Raw genomic sequence first — 25,050 nt, forward strand, 5'->3', positions numbered from 1 at the left:
GGTTTTCTACCTCAGAGCATTAATCGCGGGTAGTTAACGCCGGTGATTCTGGTTAACAAAAGCGGTGCAATATGCAAGTTTTTATCATGCGTCACGGCGACGCGGCACTCGATGCCGCTAGTGACTCAGTACGTCCTTTAACCGTCTGTGGCTGCGACGAATCCCGTCAGATGGCGACATGGCTTAAAGGTCAAAAAGTGGACATTGAACGCGTTCTGGTGAGTCCGTTCCTGCGGGCAGAACAGACGCTGGATGTGGTAGGGGAGTGTATGAACCTGCCATCCAGTGTGGATGTGCTCCCTGAACTTACGCCGTGTGGCGATGTTGGCCTTGTCAGTGCTTATCTTCAGGCGCTGTGCAATGAAGGTGTCGCTTCCGCACTGGTCATTTCCCACCTGCCGCTGGTCGGCTATCTGGTATCTGAGCTGTGCCCGGGCGAAACGCCACCGATGTTCACTACGTCCGCCATTGCCAACGTCACCCTCGACGAAACCGGCAAAGGGGTCTTTAACTGGCAAATGAGTCCGTGCAACCTGAAGATGGCAAAAGCCATCTGACGTGACGTGCGATATGGCGGGGTGCAGCGTGCCTCCCGCCATCCTGTCAGGGCAACTCTGGCGGCTGCCACTCCTCCACTTCAATCAATACCAGCAATGCGGCATCTCCGCCGTACTCTTTGGGTGCCTGATGAAACGCCATCACGTGCGGGTGCTGAGCCAGCCACAGCGGTGTCTGTTGCTTAAGAATATGTTTGCCGTGGCCGTGCATTACGCAGGTGCAAAAAACATGCTCGCGACGACATGCCGCGATCAACGCCCCCAGCTCCTGTTTCGCCTGCATCTGGGTCAACCCATGCAGATCGAGGAACAGCTCCGGCGAGTAATCTCCCCGGCGTAATTTTTTCAGTTCAAAATGGCTGACGTCTTCGCGCACGTATTTCACCGCACCCTGAGTATTGAGCAGCGGCTGAAACTCATCTGAAAAATAGTGGCTGTTATCGGCCTGCTCCTGGAGCAGACGTTTGACCGGAACCTCGCTGACTTTTTTACGCTGCGGGCGATGGACAATGGTGTCGTGCGTGATTTGACGCGTCCCGGTCATCAGCTGGCGGAAGAGAGCCTGATCCTCCTCGCTGAGCGATGTTTTCTTTTTCATTCGTCATTCTCATCTCGTATTTCCGATAGTGTACCCGACTAAACGCATTTTTTAACCTCAAGCGACACGCGTCATTGCTGATTTATCGCCGTCTTCATGGCAAACTAGCCGCCGAAAATTATGCGAGCATGCCCTGGAGGAAAGAGTGGATAAAATTTTTGTCGATGAAGCAGTAAACGAGCTGCATACCATACAGGACATGTTGCGCTGGTCGGTTAGCCGCTTCAGCGCCGCCAATATCTGGTACGGCCACGGTACGGATAACCCGTGGGATGAGGCCGTTCAGCTGGTGCTGCCGTCTCTCTATCTGCCGCTGGATATTCCGGAAGACATGCGCACCGCGCGCCTGACCTCCAGCGAAAAACACCGCATCGTTGAGCGCGTGATCCGTCGCGTGAACGAGCGCATTCCGGTGGCTTACCTGACCAACAAAGCCTGGTTCTGCGGCCATGAGTTCTATGTTGATGAACGCGTGCTGGTGCCGCGCTCGCCGATTGGCGAGCTGATCAACAACCACTTTGACGGCCTGATTAACCATCAGCCGCAGCACATTCTTGATATGTGCACCGGCAGCGGCTGCATCGCCATTGCCTGCGCGTACGCCTTCCCGGAAGCGGAAGTGGACGCCGTCGATATCTCCACCGACGCGCTGGCCGTCACCGAACACAACATTGAAGAGCACGGGCTGATTCATCACGTCACGCCTATCCGCTCTGACCTGTTCCGCGACCTGCCGACGCTGCAATACGACCTGATCGTCACTAATCCGCCGTACGTGGATGCAGAAGACATGTCCGACCTGCCGAACGAGTACCGTCACGAGCCGGAGCTGGGTCTGGCGTCCGGCTCTGACGGGCTGAAGCTGACCCGCCGCATCCTGGCGTGCGCGCCGGATTATCTGACCGACGACGGCATTCTGATTTGTGAAGTGGGCAACAGCATGGTACATCTGATAGAGCAGTACCCGGATGTGCCGTTCACCTGGCTTGAGTTCGACAACGGCGGTGACGGCGTCTTCATGCTGACCAAGGCGCAGCTGCTTGATGCACGCGAATACTTCAGCATTTACAAAGATTAATCCAGCGGGCTTCGGCCCGTTTCACAACGCTCAAACACAAACAACAACATCGGAGCCGTGATGGCAGGAAACAGTATTGGACAGGTATTCCGTGTGACCACCTTTGGCGAGTCGCACGGTCTGGCACTGGGTTGTATCGTTGATGGCGTCCCGCCAGGCATCGAACTGACCGAAGCCGATTTACAGCATGACCTTGACCGTCGGCGTCCGGGTACCTCTCGCTACACCACGCAGCGTCGCGAGCCGGACCAGGTCAAAATTCTCTCCGGCGTATTTGAAGGCCGTACCACCGGGACCAGCATTGGTCTGCTGATTGAAAACACCGATCAGCGTTCTCAGGACTACGGCGCGATTAAAGACGTCTTCCGTCCGGGCCACGCTGATTACACCTACGAACAAAAATATGGCTTTCGCGACTATCGCGGCGGCGGACGTTCTTCCGCACGTGAAACCGCGATGCGCGTGGCGGCAGGGGCGATTGCCAAAAAATATCTCCAGCAGAAATTCGGCATCGTTATCCGCGGTTGTCTGACCCAGATGGGCGACATTCCGCTGGCTATCAAAGACTGGGAGCAGGTAGAACTTAACCCGTTCTTCTGCGCCGATGCCGACAAGCTGGACGCGCTGGATGAGCTGATGCGTGGCCTGAAAAAAGAGGGCGATTCCATTGGTGCGAAAGTCACCGTGGTAGCCGACGGCGTGCCGGCTGGCTGGGGCGAGCCGGTATTTGACCGCCTTGACGCCGACATCGCCCACGCGCTGATGAGCATCAACGCGGTGAAAGGCGTTGAAATCGGCGACGGTTTTGACGTGGTTAAGCTTCGCGGCAGCCAGAACCGCGACGAAATCACGAAGGCGGGTTTCCAGAGCAACCATGCGGGCGGCATTCTGGGCGGCATCAGCAGCGGGCAGCAAATTATTGCCAATATCGCGCTGAAGCCCACGTCCAGCATTACCGTGCCGGGCCACACGATTAACCGCGCTGGCGATGAAGTTGAGATGATCACCAAAGGGCGTCACGATCCGTGCGTGGGGATCCGCGCGGTACCGATCGCAGAAGCGATGCTGGCGATCGTGCTGATGGATCACTTCCTGCGCCAGCGCGCGCAGAATGCGGATGTGACGACCACCATTCCACGCTGGTAACTATGAAAAAAACCGCAATCGCTCTGCTGGCGCTGCTGGTCAGTGGAGCAAGCCTGGCCGCTACGCCGTGGCAGAAAATCACCCATCCGGTAGCGGGGAGCGCGCAGTCCATTGGCGCTTTCTCCAACGGGTGTATCGTCGGCGCGCAGGAACTTCCGCTGCAATCGGATACCTATCAGGTGATGCGCACCGACCAGCGCCGTTATTTCGGCCATCCTGACCTGGTGCTTTTTATTCAGCGTCTTGGCAACCAGGTGCATAATCTGGGGCTGGGCACGATGCTGATTGGCGATATGGGGATGCCTGCCGGTGGCCGCTTTAACGGCGGTCACGCCAGCCACCAGACCGGACTGGATGTGGATATCTTCCTGCAATTGCCGAAAACGCGCTGGAGCTCAGCGCAACTGCTGAAACCGCAGGCGCTGGATCTGGTCTCGGCCGACGGTAAACGTGTCGTCGCCTCGCGATGGTCGCCGGAAATTTCCAGCATGATTAAGCTGGCGGCAAAGGATAACGACGTCACGCGGATCTTTGTTAATCCGGCCATCAAGCAGCAGCTTTGCCTGGATGCGGGAACGGATCGCGACTGGTTGCGTAAAGTGCGCCCGTGGTTCCAGCATCGTGCCCATATGCATGTTCGCCTGCGCTGCCCGGCGAACAGCCTGGAATGTGAAGATCAGCCGCTGCCACCGCCTGGCGATGGTTGTGGTTACGAACTGCAAAGCTGGTTTGAACCAGCCAAGCCTGGAATCTCTAAGCCTGAGAAGAAGACACCGCCTCCGTTGCCGCCTTCCTGCCAGGCGCTACTGGATGAGCATGTACTTTAATGGATAATTTCGTCGACCTGTTCATGGTGTCACCGCTGCTGCTGGCGGTGCTCTTTTTTGTTGCAATGTTAGCCGGATTTATCGATGCCCTGGCGGGCGGCGGCGGGTTGCTCACCGTTCCGGCGTTGCTGGCGGCAGGCATGAGCCCTGCCCAGGCGCTTGCCACCAACAAACTCCAGGCATGCGGCGGTTCGCTCTCCTCGTCGCTCTATTTCATTCGGCGTAAAGTTGTGAATCTCGCCGATCAGAAGCTCAATATCCTGATGACGTTTATTGGCTCAACGGCGGGCGCGCTGCTGGTCCAGCACGTACAGTCCGACATTCTGCGCCAGATCCTGCCGCTGCTGGTTATCTGTATCGGCCTCTATTTCTTACTCATGCCAAAGCTCGGGGAAGAAGATCGACAGCGTCGCCTTCACGGCCTGCCGTTTGCGCTGATCGCCGGTGGCTGCGTCGGTTTTTACGATGGCTTCTTTGGCCCGGGGGCAGGCTCGTTTTACGCGCTGGCATTCGTGACGCTGGCCGGGTTCAACCTCGCCAAATCCACCGCCCACGCCAAAGTCCTCAACGCGACCTCCAACGTTGGCGGTCTGCTGCTGTTTATCATTGGCGGCAAGGTTATCTGGGCAACCGGGTTTGTGATGATGGCAGGGCAGTTTTTGGGCGCGCGCGCAGGCTCGCGTCTGGTATTAAGCAAAGGGCAAAAGCTGATCCGCCCGATGATTGTTGTCGTCTCGGCGGTGATGAGCGCCAAACTTCTTTATGACAGCCATGGACAGGAGATCCTCACCTGGTTGGGGATGAACTAATGAACAGTACGCATAACTACGAACAGCTGATTGAGATCTTCGATAGCTGTTTTGCTGATGATTTTAATACCCGTCTGATTAAAGGCGACGACGAACCGATCTATCTTCCAGCTGATGACGAGGTTCCGTATAACCGCATCATCTTTGCCCACGGCTTTTACGCCAGCGGTTTGCACGAAATTTCGCACTGGTGTATCGCCGGGAAAGCGCGTCGCGAGCTGGTGGACTTTGGTTACTGGTACTGCCCGGACGGGCGCGACGCCGCCACCCAGGGGCAGTTTGAAGATGTGGAGGTGAAACCCCAGGCGCTGGAATGGCTGTTCTGCGTGGCGGCGGGTTTCCCGTTCAACGTGAGCTGTGACAACCTCGAAGGCGACTTCGAGCCAGACCGTATCGTCTTCCAGCGCCGCGTTCATGCGCAGGTGATGGAATATCTTGAGAAAGGCATCCCGGCACGTCCGGCACGCCTGATCGAGGCTTTACAGAATTATTACCACACGCCGGAGATCACGGCGGAACGCTTCCCGTGGCCGGAAGATCTTTAACAGAGGAAAGAAGATGATCGCAGAATTTGAATCACGCATTCTGGCGTTAATTGATGACATGGTGGAACACGCCAGTGATGATGAGCTGTTCGCCAGCGGTTATCTGCGTGGTCACCTGACGCTGGCGGTAGCCGCGCTGGAAGCCGGGGACGATCACTCTGCCGACGCCGTTCACGCGGAAGTCACTCGCAGCCTGGAAAACGCTATTCAGGCCGGGGAACTCTCTCCGCGCGACCAGTCTTTAGTGCTGGGCATGTGGGATAATTTGTTCCAGCAGGCGAAAGCGAAGTAAGTGTATCACCGCCCTCTCCCACAGGGAGAGGGCCGGGGTGAGGGCACCAGACCGCACCCTACTTGACCATTTTCCCCTTCAGCAATTTCCGCACCCACAGTCGGTTTGGATTCAGCCCCGCGAGCGTAACCCTGTCCAGCGGAACCGGCTCGTCGCTCATTTGCGCGGCTAACGCTTCAGCCAGCAGCGGCGCGGAGCACAATCCCCGCGAGCCTAAGCCACCCAGCATAAACAGCTCGGGGTGAACGGGCGCACTTACCGCCGTTTCTTTGCTGTCTGCAAGATCCTGATAGACTTCAAGCGTGGCGTCATAGTCCGGCACGTTTCCCGCCATCGGCAGGTGATCGCGGGTCGCGCAGCGTACGCCGCAGCGCGCCTGACCCTCACTGACATCAACCTCTTTCGCCCACGACGCATCCGGAAAACTGTCGACCAGGCGCTGGCGGTTTTGCTGCTGATCCGCTTCGCTGTAATGCATATCTGTTTCACCGCGATGGTAGCTGGCGCCGATGCAGTGATGGCCGTTGGAGGGATTTTGCGGCGTCAGGTAGCCGTCGTAACACAGCACCTGACGCAGTTTGCTCAGTTGGGGCGCGGTCGGGATATGGCTCACCTGGCCGCCGACTGGATAAACCGGCAATGATGCTGTCTGGGTAAACTGGCTGATATGATGTCCGTTGGCCAGCACAACGCTGGCATGCTGGGCCTCTTTACCGTCAGCGAAACGCAGTTCCCAGTGCGCAGTGCGGCTTAGCGATTGAACCTTATGGGCATAATGCACTGTCAACCCACGCGACTGCCCGAGGGCTATCGCCGCAGAAGTCAGTTCAGCCGGACACAGCCAGCCGCCGAGTGGATACTGAATACCCCCGCAGCCGGTGTCGACGCCAGTGGTCTCTGTAACCTGCTGTGCCGTCACTGCATGGGCGATGTCCTCCGGCAGCCCCAGCGACAGCATTTGGGTGATTTTCTGCTGGCTCTTCTCGTCCCAGCCGAGCTGCGTCACGCCGCACCAGTCGTGGTCGAACGCAACCGGCAGGCTGTCGTAAAGGCGGCGAGCAAACGTAAACGCCGCCGGGAAGAACTGGAACAGTGCCGGATCGTGTGCACTTAATAAGGGATAAAGCGCGCCCTGACGGTTGCCTGATGCGCCCGTCGCCGGCCCCTCGTCAGCGCAGTAGAGCGTCACCTGCCAGCCACGGTGCAGCAGCGCCAGCGAGAGCAGAGCGCTGGCAATACCCCCGCCCACAATAGCGACCTCACGCGAGGTGCTGGCGCGGCGGGCAAACCAGGGGGCCTGCGCCGGGATCGCCAGATCCTGTTCCATCACCCCGACCAGCATGTCGCGTTTGCGGCCAAAGCCTTTGGTTTTCCGCATGGTAAACCCCGCCTCCTGCAACCCACGACGGACAAAGCCCGCGGAGGTGAAGGTAGCAAGCGTCGCGCCCGGGCGCGCCAGACGTGCCATGGCGCTAAACAGGTGCGGGCTCCACATGTCCGGGTTTTTAGCGGGCGCAAAACCGTCCAGGAACCAGGCGTCCACTTTCTGATTCATTGAGTCATCAAGCTTATCGGTCAGGTCGTTAATATCGCCCAGCCACAGGTCGAGGGTGACGCGTCCGTCATCCAGAATCAGACGATGACAGCCGCCGATAGCCGGTGGCCACTGGGTCTGAAGCTGTTCCGCCCAGTGGGCAAGCTCCGGCCAGCTCTGATGGGCAAGCCGCAGATCGTGCGCGGTAAGCGGAAATTTTTCGAAACTGATGAAATGTAATCTTTGTAAGGTAGCCTCGGGGTATGCAGCGCGAAAACAATCGAATGCCTGCCAGAGGGTCAGAAAATTCAGCCCGGTGCCGAAACCGCTCTCCGCCACGACGAACAGACTGCGCGGATGCTCAGGGAAGCGGGTGCCGAGATGATTTCCGTCGAGGAAAACATAGCGCGTCTCTTCCAGTCCGTTATCATTAGAAAAGTAGACGTCATCAAAATCTCGGGAAACAGGTGTACCCTCAGCGTTGAATTCGAGGTTGGCAGGTTGTATGGCGTTTTGTTTCACGTAAGTTACTCGTCCGACAGGCAGTGGCACGATCTTAGCGATGTGAGCCCATCGGTGCAAATTTCCACAGAAAATGGCTGATCGGACTTGTTCGGCGTACAAGTGTACGCTATTGTGCGACTCGAAACTTTTTATAGTGCGACTTACAGAGGTATTGAATGAAACGTGCAGTGATTACTGGCCTGGGCATCGTTTCCAGCATCGGTAATAACCAGCAGGAAGTCCTGGCATCTCTGCGTGAAGGACGCTCCGGGATCACTTTCTCTGAAGAGTTTAAAGATTCTGGAATGCGTAGCCACGTATGGGGTAACGTTAAACTGGACACCACCGGTTTAATTGACCGTAAAGTGGTTCGTTTCATGAACGATGCCTCTATCTACGCCTATCTTTCCATGCAGGAAGCGATCAAGGATTCTGGTCTGAGCGAAGACGTTTACCAGAACAACCCACGCGTGGGCCTGATTGCAGGTTCCGGCGGTTCTTCTAAAGCTCAGGTGTTCGGTGCTGACGCCATGCGCAGCCCGCGCGGCCTGAAAGCGGTCGGTCCATATGTTGTGACCAAAGCCATGGGTTCAGCGGTTTCCGCGTGCCTGGCAACGCCGTTCAAAATCCACGGTGTGAACTACTCCATCAGCTCCGCATGTGCGACCTCCGCACACTGTATCGGTAATGCGGTTGAGCAGATCCAACTGGGCAAACAGGACATCGTATTTGCTGGCGGCGGCGAAGAGCTGGGCTGGGAAATGGCCTGTGAGTTCGACGCGATGGGCGCACTGTCCACTAAATACAACGAAACGCCAGACAAAGCGTCCCGTACTTATGATGCACACCGCGACGGTTTTGTTATCGCTGGCGGCGGCGGTATGGTTGTGGTTGAAGAGCTGGAACACGCGCTGGCGCGTGGCGCGCACATCTATGCTGAGATCGTGGGCTACGGCGCAACGTCTGACGGCGCTGACATGGTTGCTCCATCCGGTGAAGGCGCGGTGCGCTGCATGAAGATGGCGATGCACGGTGTTGATACTCCAATCGACTACCTGAACTCCCACGGCACCTCAACGCCGGTAGGCGACGTGAAAGAGCTGGGTGCGATCCGTGAAGTGTTCGGCGACAACAGCCCGGCTATCTCTGCAACCAAAGCCATGACCGGTCACTCTCTGGGTGCGGCGGGCGTGCAGGAAGCGATCTACTCTCTGCTGATGCTGGAAAACGGCTTTATCGCGCCAAGCATCAACATCGAAGAGATGGACGAGCAGGCGGCTGGCCTGAACATCGTGACTGAAACCACCGAACGTGAGCTGACGACCGTTATGTCCAACAGCTTCGGTTTCGGCGGCACTAACGCCACGCTGGTGATGCGTAAGCTGAAAGCGTAAGCGTTTGAAGGTATAGTAGAAGGGAGCCGCGCGGCTCCCTTTTTTTATGCCTGAGCACGGAGTTATGCATGAAGGCTGTTACCCCTGAGAAGAGCGCTCCTTCCGGGAACCTTTCCCTTTTCCGCATCGCCTTTGCGGTGTTTCTGACCTATATGACCGTTGGCCTGCCGCTGCCGGTGATCCCCTTGTTCGTTCACCAGGAGCTGGGCTATGGCAACACCATGGTCGGCATTGCGGTGGGCATTCAGTTTTTAGCGACAGTATTAACCCGGGGCTACGCCGGTCGCCTGGCGGATCAGCACGGCGCAAAACGCTCGGCGTTGCAGGGCATGTTTGCCTGCGGGCTGGCGGGGGGAGCCTGGCTGCTGGCGGCGCTGTTGCCAATAGATGCAGCGTATAAATTCGCGCTGCTGGTGGTAGGGCGCCTGATCCTCGGCTTTGGCGAAAGCCAGCTGCTGACCGGCACCCTGACCTGGGGAATGGGGCTGGTGGGACCTGCGCGTTCCGGAAAAGTGATGTCCTGGAACGGGATGGCGATTTACGGCGCACTGGCGGCAGGCGCGCCGCTGGGGCTGCTGATCCACAGCCAGTTTGGTTTTGCGGCGCTGGCAGGCACCACCATGGTATTGCCGCTGCTGGCGTGGGCGTTTAACGGTTCGGTGCGTAAGGTGCCCGCCCATAAAGGCGAGCGTCCTTCGCTGTGGAGCGTGGTGGGGCAAATCTGGCAGCCGGGGCTTGGGCTGGCGCTTCAGGGGGTGGGCTTCGCGGTTATTGGTACCTTTGTCTCCCTCTATTTCATGAGCCGCGGCTGGGCGATGGCGGGCTTTACGCTGACGGCCTTTGGCGGCGCGTTTGTATTGATGCGCGTGCTGTTTGGCTGGATGCCGGATCGCTTTGGCGGCGTGAAGGTGGCCGTGTCGTCACTTGTCATTGAGACCGTGGGTCTGGTACTGCTCTGGCAGGCGCCCTCTGCATCCGTTGCGCTGCTGGGTGCGGCGTTAACCGGCTGCGGCTGCTCGCTGATCTTCCCGGCGCTGGGCGTTGAAGTGGTGAAGCGCGTGGCTCCGCAGGTGCGCGGCACGGCGCTGGGCGGCTATGCGGCGTTTCAGGATATCTCATACGGCATCACCGGGCCGCTGGCGGGGCTGCTTGCAACGTCGTTTGGCTATCCTTCCGTATTTCTCGCCGGTGCGGTGTCAGCGGTGGTGGGGATTGTGGTGACGATGGTGGCGTTTCGCAAGCGGTAGTATGTTGCCGGGTGGCGGCTTCGCCTTACCCGGCCTACGGTTCGAGCCGTTGTAGACCCGGTAAGCGAAGCGCCACCGGGCAAATCCTCACGCAACCAGCCAGAAAATCGCCAGCGCAATCACCAACGCGATCAACATCAATCCCGGACGGGCAGAAAGCGTTTTGAACGTATCAACTACGGGGGCAAACAGCGGGTTGTAGATCGGCTGAATGTTTCTTACCTCCGGCACGCCGCCTTCCCGCTCGGCGCGGCGAACGAAGATCTGATTGAGCACATCCTGCACCTGGGCGGTGGTCAGCACCGTTTGCGGCGTAGCCTGCCAGCTCTGCTGAGCGTAATCCCGGATCGTATCGAACTCGTGCGGTTCCAGCGGTTGTTTCAGCGCCGCCTGTACGCTGTGCAGGGTCGGGGCGCTCTGGGTGCTGAGCGTCTGACGCGCCTGGAGCCAGGTGACCAGATGGGTAAACTGTTTTGCCGGGATCATCTCGCCCGCTTTCACACCGGAAAGTTCCAGCATGGATTGCCAGATAAGCTTTGTTGGTTCGCCGGTTGCGGCAGCCAGCTTAGTGACCATCTGCTTGAGCGTATTATGCTCCGCAGGCTGCAATGGCCGTTCTGTAGACGGGCGCTGTTGCGGCTGCGGGATAGAAAGCTGATTGCTTTGCAGCAGGGTCAACACGGTTTTCAGCTGTTCCGGCGAAAGCTGGCTCAGGGCGGTATGACCGTACTGTTGACGGATAAAATCACTCACCGCCTGACGATTATTCCCCTGGCCCAACAGCTCGGTCAGCTGCGAGATAATCTGGCGGGTGGTATGTTGCTGCTGTGCGCTGGTAAGACGCTGGTTCAGGTTTTGTTCGGCGGCAGGGAAATGGCGCGACTGTAGCTGCGCATCGTTTCTGACGCCCAAATCGTGCTTCACGCCGGCCCACACCTCTGCGTTTTGCTGTGAGGTCAACGCAATAAGACGCGTGATCAGACGCTCCAGTACGGTGCGTTGCTGCGTGGAGAGCGGTTGTTCGCCTGGCGTGTTGGGCGTTACGGGGCCTTCACCCGGAGGGCGCGGAGGCGTACCTGAAATGGGCTGCATCGTCAAAAATCCTTAAAGTCAAACTCTGCGTAACCGGGCGGAGATATATGCCCGGCGGCGAGATTATGGCACACTTGGTAGGTTTACTTCCTCTCAAACAGGTACTCAGACGTGAAAATCCTCGTTGATGAAAATATGCCTTACGCCCGTGAGCTGTTCAGCCGCCTGGGTGAGGTTAAGGCTGTCCCTGGTCGCCCGATTCCGGTCAGCGAACTGGACGATGCAGACGCCCTGATGGTGCGCTCGGTGACTAAAGTAAATGAGGCGCTGCTCACCGGCAAAGGGGTTAAATTTGTCGGGACGGCAACGGCCGGGACCGATCATGTGGATGACCAGTGGCTTAAGCAAGCGGGGATTGGTTTTTCCGCGGCGCCAGGCTGTAACGCCATTGCCGTCGTGGAATATGTTTTCTCCTCGCTATTGATGCTGGCCGAGCGCGATGGTTTTACGCTGAAAGACCGCACCGTCGGGATTGTGGGGGTGGGCAACGTGGGCGGACGTCTGCAAAAGCGTCTGGAAGCCTGGGGAATCCGCACCCTGCTGTGCGATCCGCCGCGTAAGGATAACGGTGATGAAGGCGACTTCCGCACACTGGATGAGCTGGTCGACGAGTGCGACGTCATCACCTTCCATACGCCGCTCTTTAAAGAGGGGCCGTATAAGACCCTGCACCTGGCCGACGAAAAGCTGATCCGCCGTCTGAAGGCTGGCACTATTCTGATAAATGCCTGCCGGGGACCGGTGGTGGATAACGCGGCGCTGCTGGCATGTCTCGACGAAGGACAAGAGCTTAGCGTCGTGCTGGACGTCTGGGAGCCAGAGCCTGATCTCAACGTCGCATTGCTGGATAAGGTAGACGTGGGTACCGCACATATCGCGGGTTATACCCTTGAAGGCAAAGCGCGTGGCACAACCCAGGTGTTTGAGGCTTACAGCGCCTTTATCGGCCATCCGCAGCAGGTGGCGCTGGATACGCTGCTGCCCGCCCCGGAATTTGGCCGCATTACCCTTCATGGCCTGCTGGATGAGGCAACGCTGAAAAGACTGGTGCATTTGGTGTATGATGTGCGCCGCGATGACGCGCTGCTGCGTAAAGTGGCGGGTATTCCGGGTGAGTTTGACAAGCTACGCAAAAATTACCTTGAGCGCCGCGAGTGGTCTTCCCTGTATGTCATGTGCGATGACGCGTCAGCGGCGGGGCTGCTGCATAAACTGGGATTTAACGCCGTTCACCACCCGGCACGTTAATGTCTTCTTAATGCTCCCTGTCGGATGTTCCGGCAGGGACGCTTTTTATTTCTGGAGTAAACCACCATGTCTGAAGGCTGGAACATTGCCATTTTGGGTGCCACTGGCGCCGTGGGCGAAGCCCTGCTTGAAACCCTTGCTGAGCGTCAGTTCCCGGTGGGTGAGATTTACGCACTGGCGCGTACCGACAGCGCAGGAGAACAGCTGCGTTTCGGCGGGAAATCCTTGATGGTGCAGGACGCCGCCGCGTTTGACTGGACGCAGGCTCAGCTGGCGTTTTTTGCCGCAGGTGCGCAAGCCACGGCGTCTTACATTGAAGAAGCGACAAATTCAGGCTGTCTGGTGATCGACCTGAGCGGCCTGTTCTCCCTGGAGCCGGATGTGCCGCTGGTGGTGCCGGACGTCAACCCGTTTGTGCTGGCTGACTACCGCAACCGCAACATCATTGCAGTACCGAACAGCCTCACCAGCCAGCTGCTGACCGCGCTGAAGCCGCTGATCGACGACGGTGGCCTGTCGCGTATTTCCGTGACCAGCCTGCTGTCAGCCTCCGCTAACGGCAAAAAAGCCGTAGACGCACTGGCAGGGCAGAGCGCGAAGCTGCTGAACGGTATCCCGATCGACGAAGATGATTTCTTTGGCCGCCAGCTGGCGTTCAACATGCTGCCGCTACTGCCGGATCGTGAAGGTTCGGTGCGGGAAGAGCGTCGTATCGTCGATGAAGCACGCAAAATTTTGCAGGATGACGGGCTGATGATCTCCGCGAATGTCGTGCAGTCTCCGGTCTTTTACGGCCACGCGCAGATGGTCGGGTTTGAAGCCCTGCGTCCGCTGGCGGCTGAAGAAGCCCGCGACGCGTTTGGCCGCGGAGAGGACATTGTCCTGTCCGAAGAGAGCGAATTCCCGACGCAGGTGGGCGACGCCACCGGCAGCGCGCATCTCTCTGTGGGCTGTGTGCGTAACGATTACGGTATGCCTGAGCAGGTGCAGTTCTGGTCTGTTGCCGACAACGTGCGTTTCGGCGGCGCGCTGATGGCGGTCAAAATCGCGGAAAAACTGGTGCAGGAGTATCTGTACTGATGTCAGATGTGGAACAAAAGCCGGTCCACAGAATTGCCCTCGGCATTGAATACGATGGCAGTAAATACTATGGCTGGCAGCGGCAGAATGAGGTGCGCAGCGTCCAGGAGAAGCTGGAGAAAGCGCTCTCTCAGGTAGCGAATGAACCGATAAGCGTCTTCTGCGCGGGCCGCACCGATGCCGGCGTTCACGGCACGGGGCAGGTGGTGCATTTTGACACCACCGCCGTGCGCAAAGACGCGGCCTGGACGCTGGGTGTAAATGCGAATTTGCCTGGTGACATTGCCGTGCGTTGGGTGAAAGCTGTGCCGGATGATTTTCACGCGCGTTTCAGCGCGACGGCGCGGCGCTACCGTTATGTCATCTATAACCAGCGCCTGCGCCCGGCGGTGTTAAGCCTGGGCGTGACGCATTTTTATGAACCGCTGGATGCAGAACGTATGCAGCGTGCGGCGCAGTGTCTGATTGGAGAGAATGATTTTACGTCGTTTCGTGCGGTGCAGTGTCAGTCCCGTACGCCGTGGCGTAACGTCATGCACATTAACGTCAGTCGGTATGGCGCGTATGTGGTGGTGGATATCAAAGCCAATGCCTTTGTACATCATATGGTGCGGAATATTGTGGGCAGCCTGATGGAAGTGGGCGCCGGACACCAGCCGGAGAGCTGGATTGCAGAACTGCTTGCAGCGAAGGACAGAACGCTTGCGGCAGCAACGGCGAAAGCGGAAGGGCTGTATCTGGTTTCGGTGGATTATCCGGACCGGTTCGACCTGCCAAAACCGCCAATGGGCCCGCTGTTTTTAGCGGACTAAACAAAGGTGCAATTAGGGCTTAGACAATATGGACGTAATACGTTTTCTGATTGATTTCATCCTGCATATTGATGTTCACCTGGCGGAGCTGGTCGCGCAGTACGGCGTCTGGGTTTACGCCATTCTGTTCCTCATTCTGTTCTGTGAAACCGGCCTTGTGGTTACGCCGTTCCTGCCGGGAGATTCACTGCTGTTCGTGGCGGGCGCGTTATCCGCACTGCCAACGAATGACCTCAATGTCCATCTGATGGTTGTCCTGATGATCATCGCCGCGATTGTTGGTGATGCGGTCAACTACACCATCGGGCGGGTGTTTGGCGAGCGGTTGTTCAGTAATCCGGACTCGAAGATTTTCCGCCGCAGTTATTTAGATAAGACCCATGCGTTCTATGAGCGCCATGGCGGTAAGACCATTATCCTTGCCCGTTTTGTGCCTATTGTGCGTACATTTGCACCGTTTGTGGCGGGAATGGGTCACATGTCCTATCGTCATTTTGCTATGTACAACGTGGTGGGCGCGCTGCTGTGGGTGCTGCTGTTCACCTATGCAGGCTATCTGTTTGGCGATCTGCCGGTGGTTCAGGAAAACCTTAAGTTACTGATTGTAGCGATTATTGTGCTTTCCGTACTGCCTGGCGTCATCGAAATTATCCGTCACAAACGCGCGGCGGCAAAGCAAGCGAAGTAAATGCACGCTGGCGGTTCGACCACTTTTTTATCCAAAGTTTCGGGCTGTTATGTTTTAATGTGCAACATTCATGGTCTGTTGGAGGCAAAAATGGCATTATTCGCCTCTTACAGCAAAACTGGCATACGACCAGGTTCAGGCAGAAAGGTTATCAATGAGCTGGATTGAACGAATTAAAAGCAACATTACCCCAACGCGTAAAGCGAGCATTCCTGAAGGGGTATGGACGAAGTGTGATAGCTGCGGCCAGGTTCTGTATCGCGCAGAGCTGGAACGCAATCTTGAGGTGTGTCCGAAGTGTGACCACCACATGCGTATGTCGGCGCGCAACCGCCTGCATAGCCTGCTGGACGAAGGTTCTCTGGTAGAACTGGGCAGCGAACTGGAGCCAAAAGATGTGCTCAAGTTCCGCGACTCCAAAAAATACAAAGATCGTCTGGCCTCTGCGCAGAAAGAGACCGGCGAGAAAGACGCGCTAATCGTCATGAAGGGCACCCTGCATGAAATGCCGGTGGTTGCCGCTGCGTTTGAGTTCTCCTTTATGGGCGGCTCAATGGGCTCCGTGGTCGGCGCGCGTTTCGTGCGTGCCGTTGAGCAGGCGCTGGAAGACAACTGCCCGCTGATCTGCTTCTCCGCCTCCGGTGGCGCACGTATGCAGGAAGCGCTGATGTCCCTGATGCAGATGGCGAAAACCTCTGCGGCGCTGGCGAAAATGCAGGAGCGCGGTCTGCCGTACATTTCGGTACTGACCGACCCAACCATGGGCGGCGTTTCTGCAAGCTTCGCCATGCTGGGCGACCTGAACATCGCGGAGCCAAAAGCGCTGATCGGCTTTGCCGGTCCTCGCGTTATCGAGCAGACCGTACGTGAGAAACTGCCGCCGGGCTTCCAGCGCAGTGAGTTCCTCATTGAGAAAGGCGCTATCGATATGATCGTCCGCCGTCCGGAAATGCGCCTGAAACTGGCCAGCATTCTGGCGAAGCTGATGAATCTGCCAGCGCCTAACCCGGACGAGCCGCGCGAAGGCGTGGTGGTACCGGATCAGGAACCCGAGGCCTGATAACTGAAAAGGGCAGGGCCGAATGGCGCTGCCCTTTTGCTTTCTAAACCGTTAATGACAACCGGGCATCATGGAAAATAAAAGCATTCCTCAAGCCACGTCGCCCCTGGCCGCGTGGCTTTCTTATCTGGAAAACCTGCACAGTAAAACTATCGACATGGGTCTTGAGCGCGTAAGCCAGGTTGCCGCGCGTCTTGACGTGCTGAAACCCGCGCCTTTCGTGTTTACCGTCGCCGGCACTAACGGTAAAGGCACCACCTGCCGCACGCTGGAATCTGTCCTGATGGCGGCGGGGTACAAAGTTGGCGTTTACAGCTCGCCGCATCTGGTGCGCTATACCGAGCGCGTGCGGGTGCAAAACACCGAGCTGGCGGAATCGGCCCATACGGCGTCGTTTGCCGCTATCGAAGCGGCGCGCGGCGAAACCTCATTAACCTATTTCGAATATGGCACCCTGTCGGCGCTGTGGCTGTTTAAGCAGGCGCAGCTGGACGTGGTGATCCTGGAAGTGGGGCTGGGCGGGCGTCTGGATGCCACCAATATGGTGGATGCGGATGTCGCCGTCGTCACCAGCATCGCGCTGGATCACACCGACTGGCTGGGCCCGGACCGCGAGAGCATTGGCCGTGAGAAGGCCGGTATTTTCCGGGCCAATAAGCCTGCCGTGGTAGGCGAACCGGACATGCCACATACCATCGCTGAGGTAGCGAAAGAGAAGGGCGCTCGTCTGCTGCGTCGCGGCGTGGACTGGCAGTATGAGGTGCAGGACAACGGCTGGCGCTTCAGCGATGCGCAGGGCGTGCTGGAGAGTCTGCCCCTGCCGCAGGTGCCACAGCCTAACGCGGCGACTGCGCTGGCAGCCCTGCGCGCCAGCGGATTAGCGGTAAGCGAGCAGGCAATCCGCGATGGCATTCAGAACGCACTGTTACCAGGACGTTTTCAGATTGTGAGTGAGTCACCGCGTCTGATTCTGGATGTTGCACATAACCCGCATGCGGCGGCGTACCTCGCAGGACGTCTCAAATCGTTACCAAAAACCGGGCGCGTGCTGGCGGTTATCGGTATGCTTCATGATAAAGATATCGGCGGCACGCTGGCCTGCATGGAGAGTGTGGTCGATAGCTGGTATTGTGCTCCTCTGGAAGGGCCGCGCGGCGCGACTGCTGAGCAGTTGATGGAACATCTCGGCAAAGGCGAAATCTACAGCAGTGTGGTTTCGGCCTGGCGTGCCGCGATGGCGGAGGCTAAACCAGAAGATACCGTGCTGGTGTGTGGGTCATTCCACACGGTGGCACATGTCATGGAAGTAATGGACGCGGGGAGAACCGGTGGCGAGTAAGTTTCAGAACCGTTTAACAGGAACCATTGTGCTGGTCGCGCTCGGGGTGATTATTCTCCCGGGATTTCTCGACGGGCAGAAAAAGCATTACCAGGATGAATTTGCGGCCATTCCGCTGGTACCCAAACCGGGCGATCGCGACGAGCCCGATATGTTGCCAGCGGCAACGCAGGCGCTGCCTGCCCAGCCGCCAGAAGGCGCAGCGGAAGAGGTGCGCGCAGGTGATGCAGCCGCGCCGTCGCTCGATCCCTCGCGCCTGGCGACGAACAATAACATCGAGATTGATCCGGTGCCGGTAGAACAGCCTAAGCCTGTTGAGAAGCCGAAACCGGTGGAGAAGCCGCAGCCGAAACCGCAGCGGGATAAAGCGGCCGAGCAACTGGCAGCCGCTTCAGAAACGCCACCGCAGGCAAAACAGGACGCGGCCCCTACCGGCAAAGCCTATGTCGTTCAGCTCGGTGCGTTGAAAAATGCAGATAAGGTCAATGAGATCGTGAGTAAACTGCGCGGCGCGGGATACCGTGTTTATACTTCACCCACCACGCCGGTACAGGGTAAAATTACGCGTATCCTCGTGGGGCCGGATGCGTCGAAAGATAAGCTAAAAGGTTCGCTTGGCGAGCTGAAGCAAATCTCCGGCCTGAGCGGTGTGGTGATGAACTACAGCGCCAACTGATAGAAATTATCCCCTCACCATGGCCCTCTCCCCAAAGGGGCGAGGGGTCGGTTTACTCCCTCTCCCTTGAGGGAGAGGGCCGAGGTGAGGGGGAGGCAGACGTTCACAGAAACGTCAAAGGTGCGGGGCGTTGAGCATTTTTTCAGCGCCTTTTTTATTTACGCGTGGGAAGGAAATCCCTACGCAAACGTTTTCTTTTTCTGTTAGAATTCGCCCCGAACTGGATGACAGGGCGTTTAATCGTGGGACACATATGGTCTGGATTGATTACGCCATCATTGCGGTGATTGGTTTTTCCTGTCTGGTTAGCCTGATCCGTGGCTTTGTTCGTGAAGCGTTATCGCTGGTAACCTGGGGTTGTGCTTTCTTTGTTGCCAGTCATTACTACACTTACCTGTCTGTCTGGTTCACGGGCTTTGAAGATGAACTGGTCCGAAACGGAATCGCCATCGCGGTGCTGTTTATCGCGACGCTGATTGTCGGCGCTATCGTCAATTATGTGATAGGTCAGCTGGTCGAGAAAACCGGTCTGTCAGGAACGGACAGGGTACTCGGCATCTGTTTCGGCGCGTTGCGAGGCGTGCTCATTGTGGCCGCGATCCTGTTCTTCCTGGATACCTTTACCGGGTTCTCCAAAAGTGAAGACTGGCAAAAATCGCAGCTCATTCCGGAGTTCAGCTTCATCATCAGATGGTTCTTTGACTATCTGCAAAGCTCGTCGAGTTTCTTGCCCAGGGCATAAACCCTGAGATGTGGCTTAACGAGGAAAAGACGAATGTGCGGTATTGTCGGTATCGCCGGTTTCATGCCGGTAAACCAGTCGATTTATGACGCGTTAACGGTGCTTCAGCACCGTGGGCAGGATGCTGCGGGTATCATCACCATTGATGCTAACAACTGCTTCCGTTTACGCAAGGCGAACGGCCTGGTAAACGATGTATTTGAAGCCCGCCATATGCAGCGTCTGCAAGGTAATATGGGGATCGGTCACGTTCGTTATCCTACTGCTGGCAGTTCCAGCGCCTCTGAGGCCCAGCCTTTTTACGTTAACTCTCCGTATGGCATCACGCTTGCCCACAATGGCAATCTGACCAATGCCCACGAGCTGCGTAAAAAGCTGTTTGAAGAGAAACGTCGCCACATTAACACCACCTCTGATTCTGAAATCCTGCTCAATATCTTTGCCAGCGAGCTGGATAACTTCCGCCATTATCCGCTGGAAGCAGACAACATTTTTGCTGCCGTTGCCGCGACTAATCGCCAGATCCGTGGCGCGTATGCTTGCGTGGCGATGATCATCGGTCACGGCATGGTAGCCTTCCGCGATCCAAACGGCATTCGCCCGCTGGTGCTCGGCAAACGTGATCTCGGCGATGGCCGTTCCGAGTACATGGTTGCCTCCGAAAGCGTGGCGCTGGATACTCTGGGCTTCGAATTCCTGCGTGATGTCGCGCCAGGCGAAGCGGTCTACATCACTGAGAAGGGCCAGCTGTTTACCCGTCAGTGCGCCGACAATCCGGTGAGCAACCCGTGCCTGTTCGAATACGTTTACTTCGCGCGTCCGGACTCGTTCATCGACAAGATTTCCGTTTACAGCGCGCGCGTCAATATGGGGACGAAGCTGGGCGAGAAGATTGCCCGCGAGTGGGACGATCTCGACATCGACGTCGTCATCCCAATCCCTGAAACCTCCTGTGATATCGCGCTGGAGATTGCCCGTATTCTGGACAAGCCGTACCGTCAGGGCTTCGTGAAAAACCGCTACGTGGGCCGCACCTTTATCATGCCGGGCCAGCAGCTGCGTCGTAAGTCAGTACGTCGTAAGCTGAACGCTAACCGCGCCGAGTTCCGCGACAAGAACGTGCTGCTGGTGGACGACTCCATTGTGCGCGGCACGACGTCTGAGCAGATCATCGAGATGGCGCGTGAGGCCGGGGCGAAGAAAGTGTATCTTGCCTCCGCAGCGCCGGAAATTCGCTTCCCGAACGTGTATGGCATTGATATGCCAACCGCTAACGAGCTGATTGCTCACGGTCGTGAAGTAGACGAAATCCGGCAGATCATCGGTGCCGACGGTCTGATTTTCCAGGATCTGAACGATCTGATCGACGCGGTGCGCGCCGAGAACCCGGATATTCAGCAGTTCGAATGCTCAGTATTCAATGGGATCTACGTGACGAAAGACGTTGACCAGCAGTATCTCGACTATCTGGATTCTCTGCGTAACGACGATGCGAAAGCCGTCCAGCTGCAAAACGATCTCGAAAGCTTAGAGATGCACAACGAAGGTTGATGCGTATGCAGGTGAGGGCGCTCGCCCTCACTTGCAACTCCCAGTAAAATCCTGCACAGTCTGCCCTGAAATCAGCAAGGGCGAAAATCATGAAACGACTCATTGTAGGGATCAGCGGTGCCAGCGGCGCGATTTATGGCGTCCGTCTGTTACAGGTGCTGCGTGACGTTGCAGGCGTAGAAACCCATCTGGTGATGAGCCAGGCGGCGCGTCAGACCCTCTCTCTTGAAACCGATCTCTCTCTGCGCGACGTTCAGGCCCTGTCTGACGTTGTCCACGATGCCCGCGATATCGCCGCCAGCATCTCTTCGGGCTCGTTTAAAACGGCCGGCATGGTTATTTTGCCCTGTTCGATTAAAACCCTTTCCGGCATTGTAAACAGCTATACCGACACGCTGGTGACGCGTGCAGCGGATGTGGTGCTGAAAGAGCGTCGTCCTCTGGTGCTCTGCGTGCGGGAAACGCCGCTGCACCTGGGACATCTGCGTTTAATGACGCAGGCAGCCGAACTGGGTGCCGTGATTATGCCGCCGGTCCCCGCGTTCTATCATCGTCCGCAAACGCTGGATGATGTCATCAACCAGACCGTTAACCGCGTGCTGGATCAGTTCGATATCGACCTGCCGGAAGATCTCTTTACCCGCTGGCAGGGGGCGTGAAGCTGTGCACAAACAAGGTGCATGAAAAGACAATTTGCCCTGTTTCAGGGCAAAACTGCAACCGCGATCATATCCTCGACATTTAATTCGCTTTTTCCCTTTTTCTCTTTCCGGTTCGTTCGGCAGACCTGCTATCTTTCACCATTAAGGCAGTATCGCAACGTTTTATTAACATATTTAACGTCGTAGTTTTATCCCGACGACAATGTGGCATAAGACCTGCAAGAGCAGCCTGTAACACAACACACAACATAAACCATAATAAAATCACGGTTCTTGAGGGTAAATGTATGAAGAAGACGGTTCTGGCTCTGTCTTTGCTCGTGGGCTTGAGTGCGGCAGCAAGTAGCTATGCAGCGCTTCCACAGACAGTTCGTATCGGTACAGACGCAACCTACGCGCCATTCTCTTCCAAGGATGCGAAAGGCGACTTCGTGGGGTTTGATATCGATCTGGGAAATGAGATGTGCAAACGCATGGAAGTGAAATGCACATGGGTGGGCAGTGACTTTGACGCGCTGATCCCGTCGCTGAAAGCCAAGAAAATTGATGCCATTATCTCTTCTCTCTCCATCACGGAAAAACGTCAGCAGGAGATTGCCTTCTCTGAGAAGCTCTACGCTGCCGACTCACGTCTGATTGCCGCGAAAGGCTCGCCAATCCAGCCGACCATCGACTCGCTGAAAGGCAAACATGTTGGCGTGCTTCAGGGCTCGACCCAGGAAGGTTACGCCAATGCTAACTGGCGCGAGAAGGGCGTCGATGTTGTGGCTTACCAGAACCAGGATCTGATCTACTCTGACCTGGCGGCAGGCCGTCTGGATGCCGCGTTTCAGGATGAAGTCGCCGCGAGCGAAGGCTTCCTGAAACAGCCTGCGGGTAAAGAGTACGCCTTTGCCGGCCCGTCGGTAAAAGACAAAAAATACTTTGGCGACGGTACCGGTATTGGCCTGCGTAAGGATGATACCGAGCTGAAAGCCGCCTTCGACAAAGCGTTTAATGAGCTGCGTAAAGACGGTACCTACGACAAACTGGCGAAGAAATACTTCGATTTCAACGTCTACGGTGATTAATGCCTGAATGAGATGCACTGAAGTGGTGCATCTCTGTGGGGTTGTGTTCCAGTATGGTGCAACGCATGCACCATGCTGGATCGCTGTGTGCATAGTTAAGCATTTATAATGCAAAAATTCCCGTACAAAGGCATTAATCTTTGCCTGAATGAGGGGATTAATGGCACATTAACAACACCCCGTCGTCGTAAAAATCTCGTATTAAGACAGTTTGTTGAGGACAGATATGAAAAAACTGGTGTTGTCACTTTCTCTGGTACTGGCTTTTTCCAGCGCCACCGCGGCATTCGCAGCAATTCCGCAGAAAATTCGTATTGGAACTGACCCAACCTATGCACCTTTCGAATCGAAGAATGCGAAGGGAGAACTGGTCGGTTTTGACATCGATCTGGCTAACGAGCTGTGCAAACGCATTAAAGTGCAATGTACCTACGTTGAAAACCCGCTGGATGCGCTGATCCCGTCCCTGAAAGCGAAGAAAATTGACGTGATCATGTCCTCCCTGTCCATCACTGAAAAACGTCAGCAGGAGATTGCCTTCACGGACAAACTCTACGCGGCGGACTCACGTCTGGTGGTGGCGAAATCCTCTGACATTCAGCCAACCCTTGAATCTCTGAAAGGCAAACGCGTGGGCGTGTTGCAGGGTACTACGCAGGAAACCTACGGCAACGAGCACTGGGCGCCAAAGGGGATTGAAATTGTCTCTTACCAGGGCCAGGAAAACATCTACGCAGACCTGACGGCAGGCCGCATTGATGCAGCATTCCAGGATGAAGTGGCGGCAAGCGAAGGTTTCCTGAAACAGCCTGTGGGTAAAGATTACAAGTTCGGCGGTCCGTCCATTAAGGACGAAAAACTCTTTGGCGTTGGCACCGGTATGGGCCTGCGTAAAGAAGACAACGAACTGCGTGAAGCCCTGAACAAAGCGTTCGCCGAGATGCGCGCGGACGGCACCTATGACAAGCTGGCGAAAAAGTACTTCGATTTTAATGTTTACGGCGGCTAATCGCCCCGTCTGATAACGTGCGGCCCCTCCCGTTCCGGGAGGGGAAAAGACACGGTTCCACCACTCACGAGACGACAGGGCACGCGGTATGCTGTACGGATTTTCTGGCGTTATTTTACAGGGCGCGCTTGTCACCCTTGAGCTGGCTATCAGCTCCGTGGTGCTGGCGGTGCTGATAGGCCTGGCGGGCGCGGGGGCTAAATTATCCGCCAACAGACCGCTGGCGCTGATATTTGAAGGCTATACCACGCTGATTCGCGGCGTGCCTGACCTGGTGCTGATGCTGCTGATCTTTTACGGCCTGCAAATCGCACTTAACGGCGTGACGGATGCCATCGGCATGGAGCAGATCGATATCGACCCGATGGTGGCCGGTATTATTACCCTTGGTTTTATCTACGGTGCCTATTTCACTGAGACTTTCCGCGGCGCTTACATGGCCGTGCCGAAAGGGCATATTGAAGCGGCGACCGCCTACGGTTTTACCTCCTCACAAACGTTTCGCCGGATCATGTTCCCGGCCATGATGCGCTACGCGCTGCCGGGCATCGGGAACAACTGGCAGGTTATTCTCAAGGCAACGGCGCTGGTCTCCCTGCTGGGTCTGGAAGATGTGGTGAAGGCCACGCAGCTGGCAGGTAAAAGCACCTGGGAACCGTTCTATTTTGCGGTGGTTTGCGGCGTAATCTATCTGGTCTTTACGACCGTCTCCAATGGTGTGCTGCTTCTGCTCGAACGTCGCTACTCCGTGGGTGTGAAGAGGGCTGACCTGTGATTGAGATTATTCAGGAGTACTGGAAATCCCTGCTTTGGACAGATGGCTACCGCTTTACTGGCGTGGCGATCACGCTGTGGCTGCTGATCTCCTCGGTGGTAATGGGCGGCATTCTGGCGGTGTTTCTCGCCATTGGCCGCGTGTCGAACAATAAATTTATTCAGTTCCCTATCTGGCTGTTCACCTACGTGTTTCGCGGTACGCCGCTGTACGTACAGCTGCTGGTGTTCTATTCCGGGATGTACACGCTGGAGATCGTGAAAGGCACCGAGATGCTGAACGCGTTCTTCCGCAGCGGTCTGAACTGTACGGTGCTGGCACTGACCCTCAATACCTGCGCCTATACCACCGAGATCTTCGCCGGGGCCATCCGTTCTGTGCCGCACGGTGAGATCGAGGCGGCGCGCGCGTACGGCTTCTCGTCCGTGAAGCTCTACCGCTGTATTATTCTGCCTTCGGCGCTGCGTATTGCGCTGCCGGCGTACAGCAACGAAGTGATTTTAATGCTGCATTCGACGGCACTGGCGTTTACCGCCACGGTACCGGATCTGTTAAAGATTGCCCGCGATATTAACTCTGCCACCTACCAGCCGTTTACGGCGTTTGGCATTGCAGCAGTGCTCTATTTGATCATTTCTTACGTCCTGATCAGCCTGTTCCGTAAGGCTGAAAAACGCTGGTTGCAGCATATAAAACCGTCGACGCACTGAGAATT

At 56.8% G+C, this 25,050-nt stretch carries 26 protein-coding genes; 23 read left to right on the forward strand and 3 right to left on the reverse strand.

The annotated features are described in order from the left end of the window. The first annotated feature begins 71 nt into the window (after positions 1–71). On the forward strand, positions 72–557 hold the full coding sequence (gene sixA / locus SK53_RS00980) for a phosphohistidine phosphatase SixA (RefSeq protein WP_003861375.1): 486 nt from the start codon (positions 72–74) through the stop codon (positions 555–557). 46 nt (positions 558–603) lie between these two features. Here the strand turns inward: sixA and smrB are convergent, their stop codons facing one another. After that, positions 604–1,155, reverse strand: coding sequence for an endonuclease SmrB (smrB, locus tag SK53_RS00985; RefSeq protein ID WP_022651546.1), 552 nt, complete (start codon positions 1,153–1,155; stop codon positions 604–606). A gap of 145 nt (positions 1,156–1,300) precedes the next feature. Here smrB and prmB point away from each other — a divergent pair, with 145 nt between their 5' ends. From prmB to SK53_RS01015, 6 genes are read left to right on the forward strand one after another with little or no spacing between them, the layout of a single operon-like run. Further along, a complete protein-coding gene (gene prmB, locus SK53_RS00990) occupies positions 1,301–2,233 on the forward strand; it encodes a 50S ribosomal protein L3 N(5)-glutamine methyltransferase (RefSeq protein WP_045331045.1) in 933 nt (310 codons plus the stop codon). 60 nt (positions 2,234–2,293) lie between these two features. Next, entirely contained in the window at positions 2,294–3,379 is a 1,086-nt protein-coding gene (gene aroC / locus SK53_RS00995; protein WP_023314595.1) for a chorismate synthase, read from the forward strand. A gap of 2 nt (positions 3,380–3,381) precedes the next feature. Next, positions 3,382–4,206, forward strand: coding sequence for a penicillin-insensitive murein endopeptidase (gene mepA, locus SK53_RS01000; RefSeq protein ID WP_048208293.1), 825 nt, complete (start codon positions 3,382–3,384; stop codon positions 4,204–4,206). Further along, the gene (locus SK53_RS01005; RefSeq protein WP_003861386.1) at positions 4,206–5,015 is read left to right on the forward strand and encodes a sulfite exporter TauE/SafE family protein; all 810 of its coding nucleotides are present in this window, start codon (positions 4,206–4,208) and stop codon (positions 5,013–5,015) included. Before mepA ends, SK53_RS01005 begins: the two co-directional genes overlap by 1 nt. After that, complete coding sequence (locus SK53_RS01010) at positions 5,015–5,560, forward strand: elongation factor P hydroxylase (protein WP_023314593.1); 546 nt, start codon at positions 5,015–5,017, stop codon at positions 5,558–5,560. Before SK53_RS01005 ends, SK53_RS01010 begins: the two co-directional genes overlap by 1 nt. Before the next feature lie 13 nt (positions 5,561–5,573). Then, entirely contained in the window at positions 5,574–5,852 is a 279-nt protein-coding gene (locus SK53_RS01015) for a YfcL family protein (RefSeq protein WP_003861391.1), read from the forward strand. 58 nt (positions 5,853–5,910) lie between these two features. On the opposite strand, the gene mnmC is transcribed toward SK53_RS01015, so the two are convergent. Continuing rightward, positions 5,911–7,908, reverse strand: coding sequence for a bifunctional tRNA (5-methylaminomethyl-2-thiouridine)(34)-methyltransferase MnmC2/FAD-dependent 5-carboxymethylaminomethyl-2-thiouridine(34) oxidoreductase MnmC1 (mnmC, locus tag SK53_RS01020; protein WP_048208295.1), 1,998 nt, complete (start codon positions 7,906–7,908; stop codon positions 5,911–5,913). Between the two features lie 158 nt (positions 7,909–8,066). Between mnmC and fabB the strand changes: the two genes are divergently transcribed. Together fabB and SK53_RS01030 are read left to right on the forward strand one after the other, a co-directional pair. Further along, complete coding sequence (fabB, locus tag SK53_RS01025) at positions 8,067–9,284, forward strand: beta-ketoacyl-ACP synthase I (RefSeq protein WP_003861395.1); 1,218 nt, start codon at positions 8,067–8,069, stop codon at positions 9,282–9,284. A gap of 68 nt (positions 9,285–9,352) precedes the next feature. Next, the gene (locus SK53_RS01030) at positions 9,353–10,531 is read left to right on the forward strand and encodes an MFS transporter (RefSeq protein WP_003861397.1); all 1,179 of its coding nucleotides are present in this window, start codon (positions 9,353–9,355) and stop codon (positions 10,529–10,531) included. Between the two features lie 87 nt (positions 10,532–10,618). Here SK53_RS01030 and flk read toward each other — a convergent pair whose 3' ends face one another. Next, positions 10,619–11,623: a flagella biosynthesis regulator Flk gene (flk, locus tag SK53_RS01035; protein ID WP_045343749.1), complete on the reverse strand. Its 1,005-nt coding sequence runs from the start codon at positions 11,621–11,623 to the stop codon at positions 10,619–10,621. A gap of 111 nt (positions 11,624–11,734) precedes the next feature. On the opposite strand from flk, the gene pdxB reads away from it, so the two are divergent. The 14 genes from pdxB to SK53_RS01105 all read left to right on the forward strand — a co-directional run bounded on the left by pdxB (position 11,735) and on the right by SK53_RS01105 (position 25,045). Next, positions 11,735–12,871: a 4-phosphoerythronate dehydrogenase PdxB gene (gene pdxB, locus SK53_RS01040; RefSeq protein ID WP_023314591.1), complete on the forward strand. Its 1,137-nt coding sequence runs from the start codon at positions 11,735–11,737 to the stop codon at positions 12,869–12,871. 66 nt (positions 12,872–12,937) lie between these two features. Further along, positions 12,938–13,951, forward strand: coding sequence for an aspartate-semialdehyde dehydrogenase (locus tag SK53_RS01045; RefSeq protein WP_003861403.1), 1,014 nt, complete (start codon positions 12,938–12,940; stop codon positions 13,949–13,951). Next, positions 13,951–14,763, forward strand: coding sequence for a tRNA pseudouridine(38-40) synthase TruA (gene truA / locus SK53_RS01050; protein ID WP_048208297.1), 813 nt, complete (start codon positions 13,951–13,953; stop codon positions 14,761–14,763). Before SK53_RS01045 ends, truA begins: the two co-directional genes overlap by 1 nt. Before the next feature lie 28 nt (positions 14,764–14,791). Beyond that, positions 14,792–15,451 (forward strand): DedA family protein, encoded by a 660-nt coding sequence (locus SK53_RS01055; RefSeq protein ID WP_003861406.1) that lies wholly within the window; start codon positions 14,792–14,794, stop codon positions 15,449–15,451. A 154-nt stretch (positions 15,452–15,605) separates the two neighbouring features. Then, positions 15,606–16,511: an acetyl-CoA carboxylase, carboxyltransferase subunit beta gene (gene accD / locus SK53_RS01060; protein WP_003861408.1), complete on the forward strand. Its 906-nt coding sequence runs from the start codon at positions 15,606–15,608 to the stop codon at positions 16,509–16,511. 70 nt (positions 16,512–16,581) lie between these two features. Beyond that, a complete protein-coding gene (gene folC, locus SK53_RS01065) occupies positions 16,582–17,850 on the forward strand; it encodes a bifunctional tetrahydrofolate synthase/dihydrofolate synthase (protein ID WP_017692992.1) in 1,269 nt (422 codons plus the stop codon). Then, positions 17,840–18,526 (forward strand): cell division protein DedD, encoded by a 687-nt coding sequence (gene dedD, locus SK53_RS01070; protein WP_048208299.1) that lies wholly within the window; start codon positions 17,840–17,842, stop codon positions 18,524–18,526. The genes folC and dedD overlap by 11 nt, the downstream gene beginning before the upstream one ends. 253 nt (positions 18,527–18,779) lie before the next feature. Continuing rightward, positions 18,780–19,268 carry a colicin V production protein gene (cvpA, locus tag SK53_RS01075; RefSeq protein WP_000262116.1) on the forward strand — a complete coding sequence of 163 codons (489 nt, stop codon included), beginning with the start codon at positions 18,780–18,782 and terminating at the stop codon, positions 19,266–19,268. A 33-nt stretch (positions 19,269–19,301) separates the two neighbouring features. Then, positions 19,302–20,819 (forward strand): amidophosphoribosyltransferase, encoded by a 1,518-nt coding sequence (gene purF, locus SK53_RS01080; protein ID WP_008502595.1) that lies wholly within the window; start codon positions 19,302–19,304, stop codon positions 20,817–20,819. A gap of 89 nt (positions 20,820–20,908) precedes the next feature. Beyond that, positions 20,909–21,478, forward strand: a complete 570-nt coding sequence (locus tag SK53_RS01085) for a UbiX family flavin prenyltransferase (protein ID WP_023314587.1) — start codon at positions 20,909–20,911, stop codon at positions 21,476–21,478. Between the two features lie 290 nt (positions 21,479–21,768). Next, positions 21,769–22,551, forward strand: a complete 783-nt coding sequence (gene argT, locus SK53_RS01090) for a lysine/arginine/ornithine ABC transporter substrate-binding protein ArgT (protein ID WP_015572255.1) — start codon at positions 21,769–21,771, stop codon at positions 22,549–22,551. 226 nt (positions 22,552–22,777) lie between these two features. After that, positions 22,778–23,560: a histidine ABC transporter substrate-binding protein HisJ gene (gene hisJ, locus SK53_RS01095; RefSeq protein WP_023295090.1), complete on the forward strand. Its 783-nt coding sequence runs from the start codon at positions 22,778–22,780 to the stop codon at positions 23,558–23,560. Between the two features lie 88 nt (positions 23,561–23,648). After that, the gene (locus SK53_RS01100) at positions 23,649–24,335 is read left to right on the forward strand and encodes a histidine ABC transporter permease HisQ (RefSeq protein ID WP_015572256.1); all 687 of its coding nucleotides are present in this window, start codon (positions 23,649–23,651) and stop codon (positions 24,333–24,335) included. Continuing rightward, positions 24,332–25,045, forward strand: coding sequence for an ABC transporter permease (locus SK53_RS01105; RefSeq protein WP_003861424.1), 714 nt, complete (start codon positions 24,332–24,334; stop codon positions 25,043–25,045). Before SK53_RS01100 ends, SK53_RS01105 begins: the two co-directional genes overlap by 4 nt. Positions 25,046–25,050: the final 5 nt, after the last annotated feature.

The sequence above is a fragment of the Enterobacter sp. MGH119 genome (assembly GCF_001037675.1).
GTDB lineage: Bacteria > Pseudomonadota > Gammaproteobacteria > Enterobacterales > Enterobacteriaceae > Enterobacter > Enterobacter hormaechei_C.

Bases quoted from the DNA above. Each gene is read 5' to 3' on its own strand.
- sixA (WP_003861375.1), top strand. From the start codon at position 72: ATGCAAGTTTTTATCATGCGTCACGGCGACGCGGCACTCGATGCCGCT.
- smrB (WP_022651546.1), bottom strand. From the start codon at position 1,155: ATGAAAAAGAAAACATCGCTCAGCGAGGAGGATCAGGCTCTCTTCCGC.
- aroC (WP_023314595.1), top strand. From the start codon at position 2,294: ATGGCAGGAAACAGTATTGGACAGGTATTCCGTGTGACCACCTTTGGC.
- mepA (WP_048208293.1), top strand. From the start codon at position 3,382: ATGAAAAAAACCGCAATCGCTCTGCTGGCGCTGCTGGTCAGTGGAGCA.
- SK53_RS01005 (WP_003861386.1), top strand. From the start codon at position 4,206: ATGGATAATTTCGTCGACCTGTTCATGGTGTCACCGCTGCTGCTGGCG.
- SK53_RS01010 (WP_023314593.1), top strand. From the start codon at position 5,015: ATGAACAGTACGCATAACTACGAACAGCTGATTGAGATCTTCGATAGC.
- SK53_RS01015 (WP_003861391.1), top strand. From the start codon at position 5,574: ATGATCGCAGAATTTGAATCACGCATTCTGGCGTTAATTGATGACATG.
- fabB (WP_003861395.1), top strand. From the start codon at position 8,067: ATGAAACGTGCAGTGATTACTGGCCTGGGCATCGTTTCCAGCATCGGT.
- SK53_RS01030 (WP_003861397.1), top strand. From the start codon at position 9,353: ATGAAGGCTGTTACCCCTGAGAAGAGCGCTCCTTCCGGGAACCTTTCC.
- flk (WP_045343749.1), bottom strand. From the start codon at position 11,623: ATGCAGCCCATTTCAGGTACGCCTCCGCGCCCTCCGGGTGAAGGCCCC.
- SK53_RS01045 (WP_003861403.1), top strand. From the start codon at position 12,938: ATGTCTGAAGGCTGGAACATTGCCATTTTGGGTGCCACTGGCGCCGTG.
- truA (WP_048208297.1), top strand. From the start codon at position 13,951: ATGTCAGATGTGGAACAAAAGCCGGTCCACAGAATTGCCCTCGGCATT.
- SK53_RS01055 (WP_003861406.1), top strand. From the start codon at position 14,792: ATGGACGTAATACGTTTTCTGATTGATTTCATCCTGCATATTGATGTT.
- accD (WP_003861408.1), top strand. From the start codon at position 15,606: ATGAGCTGGATTGAACGAATTAAAAGCAACATTACCCCAACGCGTAAA.
- folC (WP_017692992.1), top strand. From the start codon at position 16,582: ATGGAAAATAAAAGCATTCCTCAAGCCACGTCGCCCCTGGCCGCGTGG.
- cvpA (WP_000262116.1), top strand. From the start codon at position 18,780: ATGGTCTGGATTGATTACGCCATCATTGCGGTGATTGGTTTTTCCTGT.
- purF (WP_008502595.1), top strand. From the start codon at position 19,302: ATGTGCGGTATTGTCGGTATCGCCGGTTTCATGCCGGTAAACCAGTCG.
- SK53_RS01085 (WP_023314587.1), top strand. From the start codon at position 20,909: ATGAAACGACTCATTGTAGGGATCAGCGGTGCCAGCGGCGCGATTTAT.
- argT (WP_015572255.1), top strand. From the start codon at position 21,769: ATGAAGAAGACGGTTCTGGCTCTGTCTTTGCTCGTGGGCTTGAGTGCG.
- hisJ (WP_023295090.1), top strand. From the start codon at position 22,778: ATGAAAAAACTGGTGTTGTCACTTTCTCTGGTACTGGCTTTTTCCAGC.
- SK53_RS01100 (WP_015572256.1), top strand. From the start codon at position 23,649: ATGCTGTACGGATTTTCTGGCGTTATTTTACAGGGCGCGCTTGTCACC.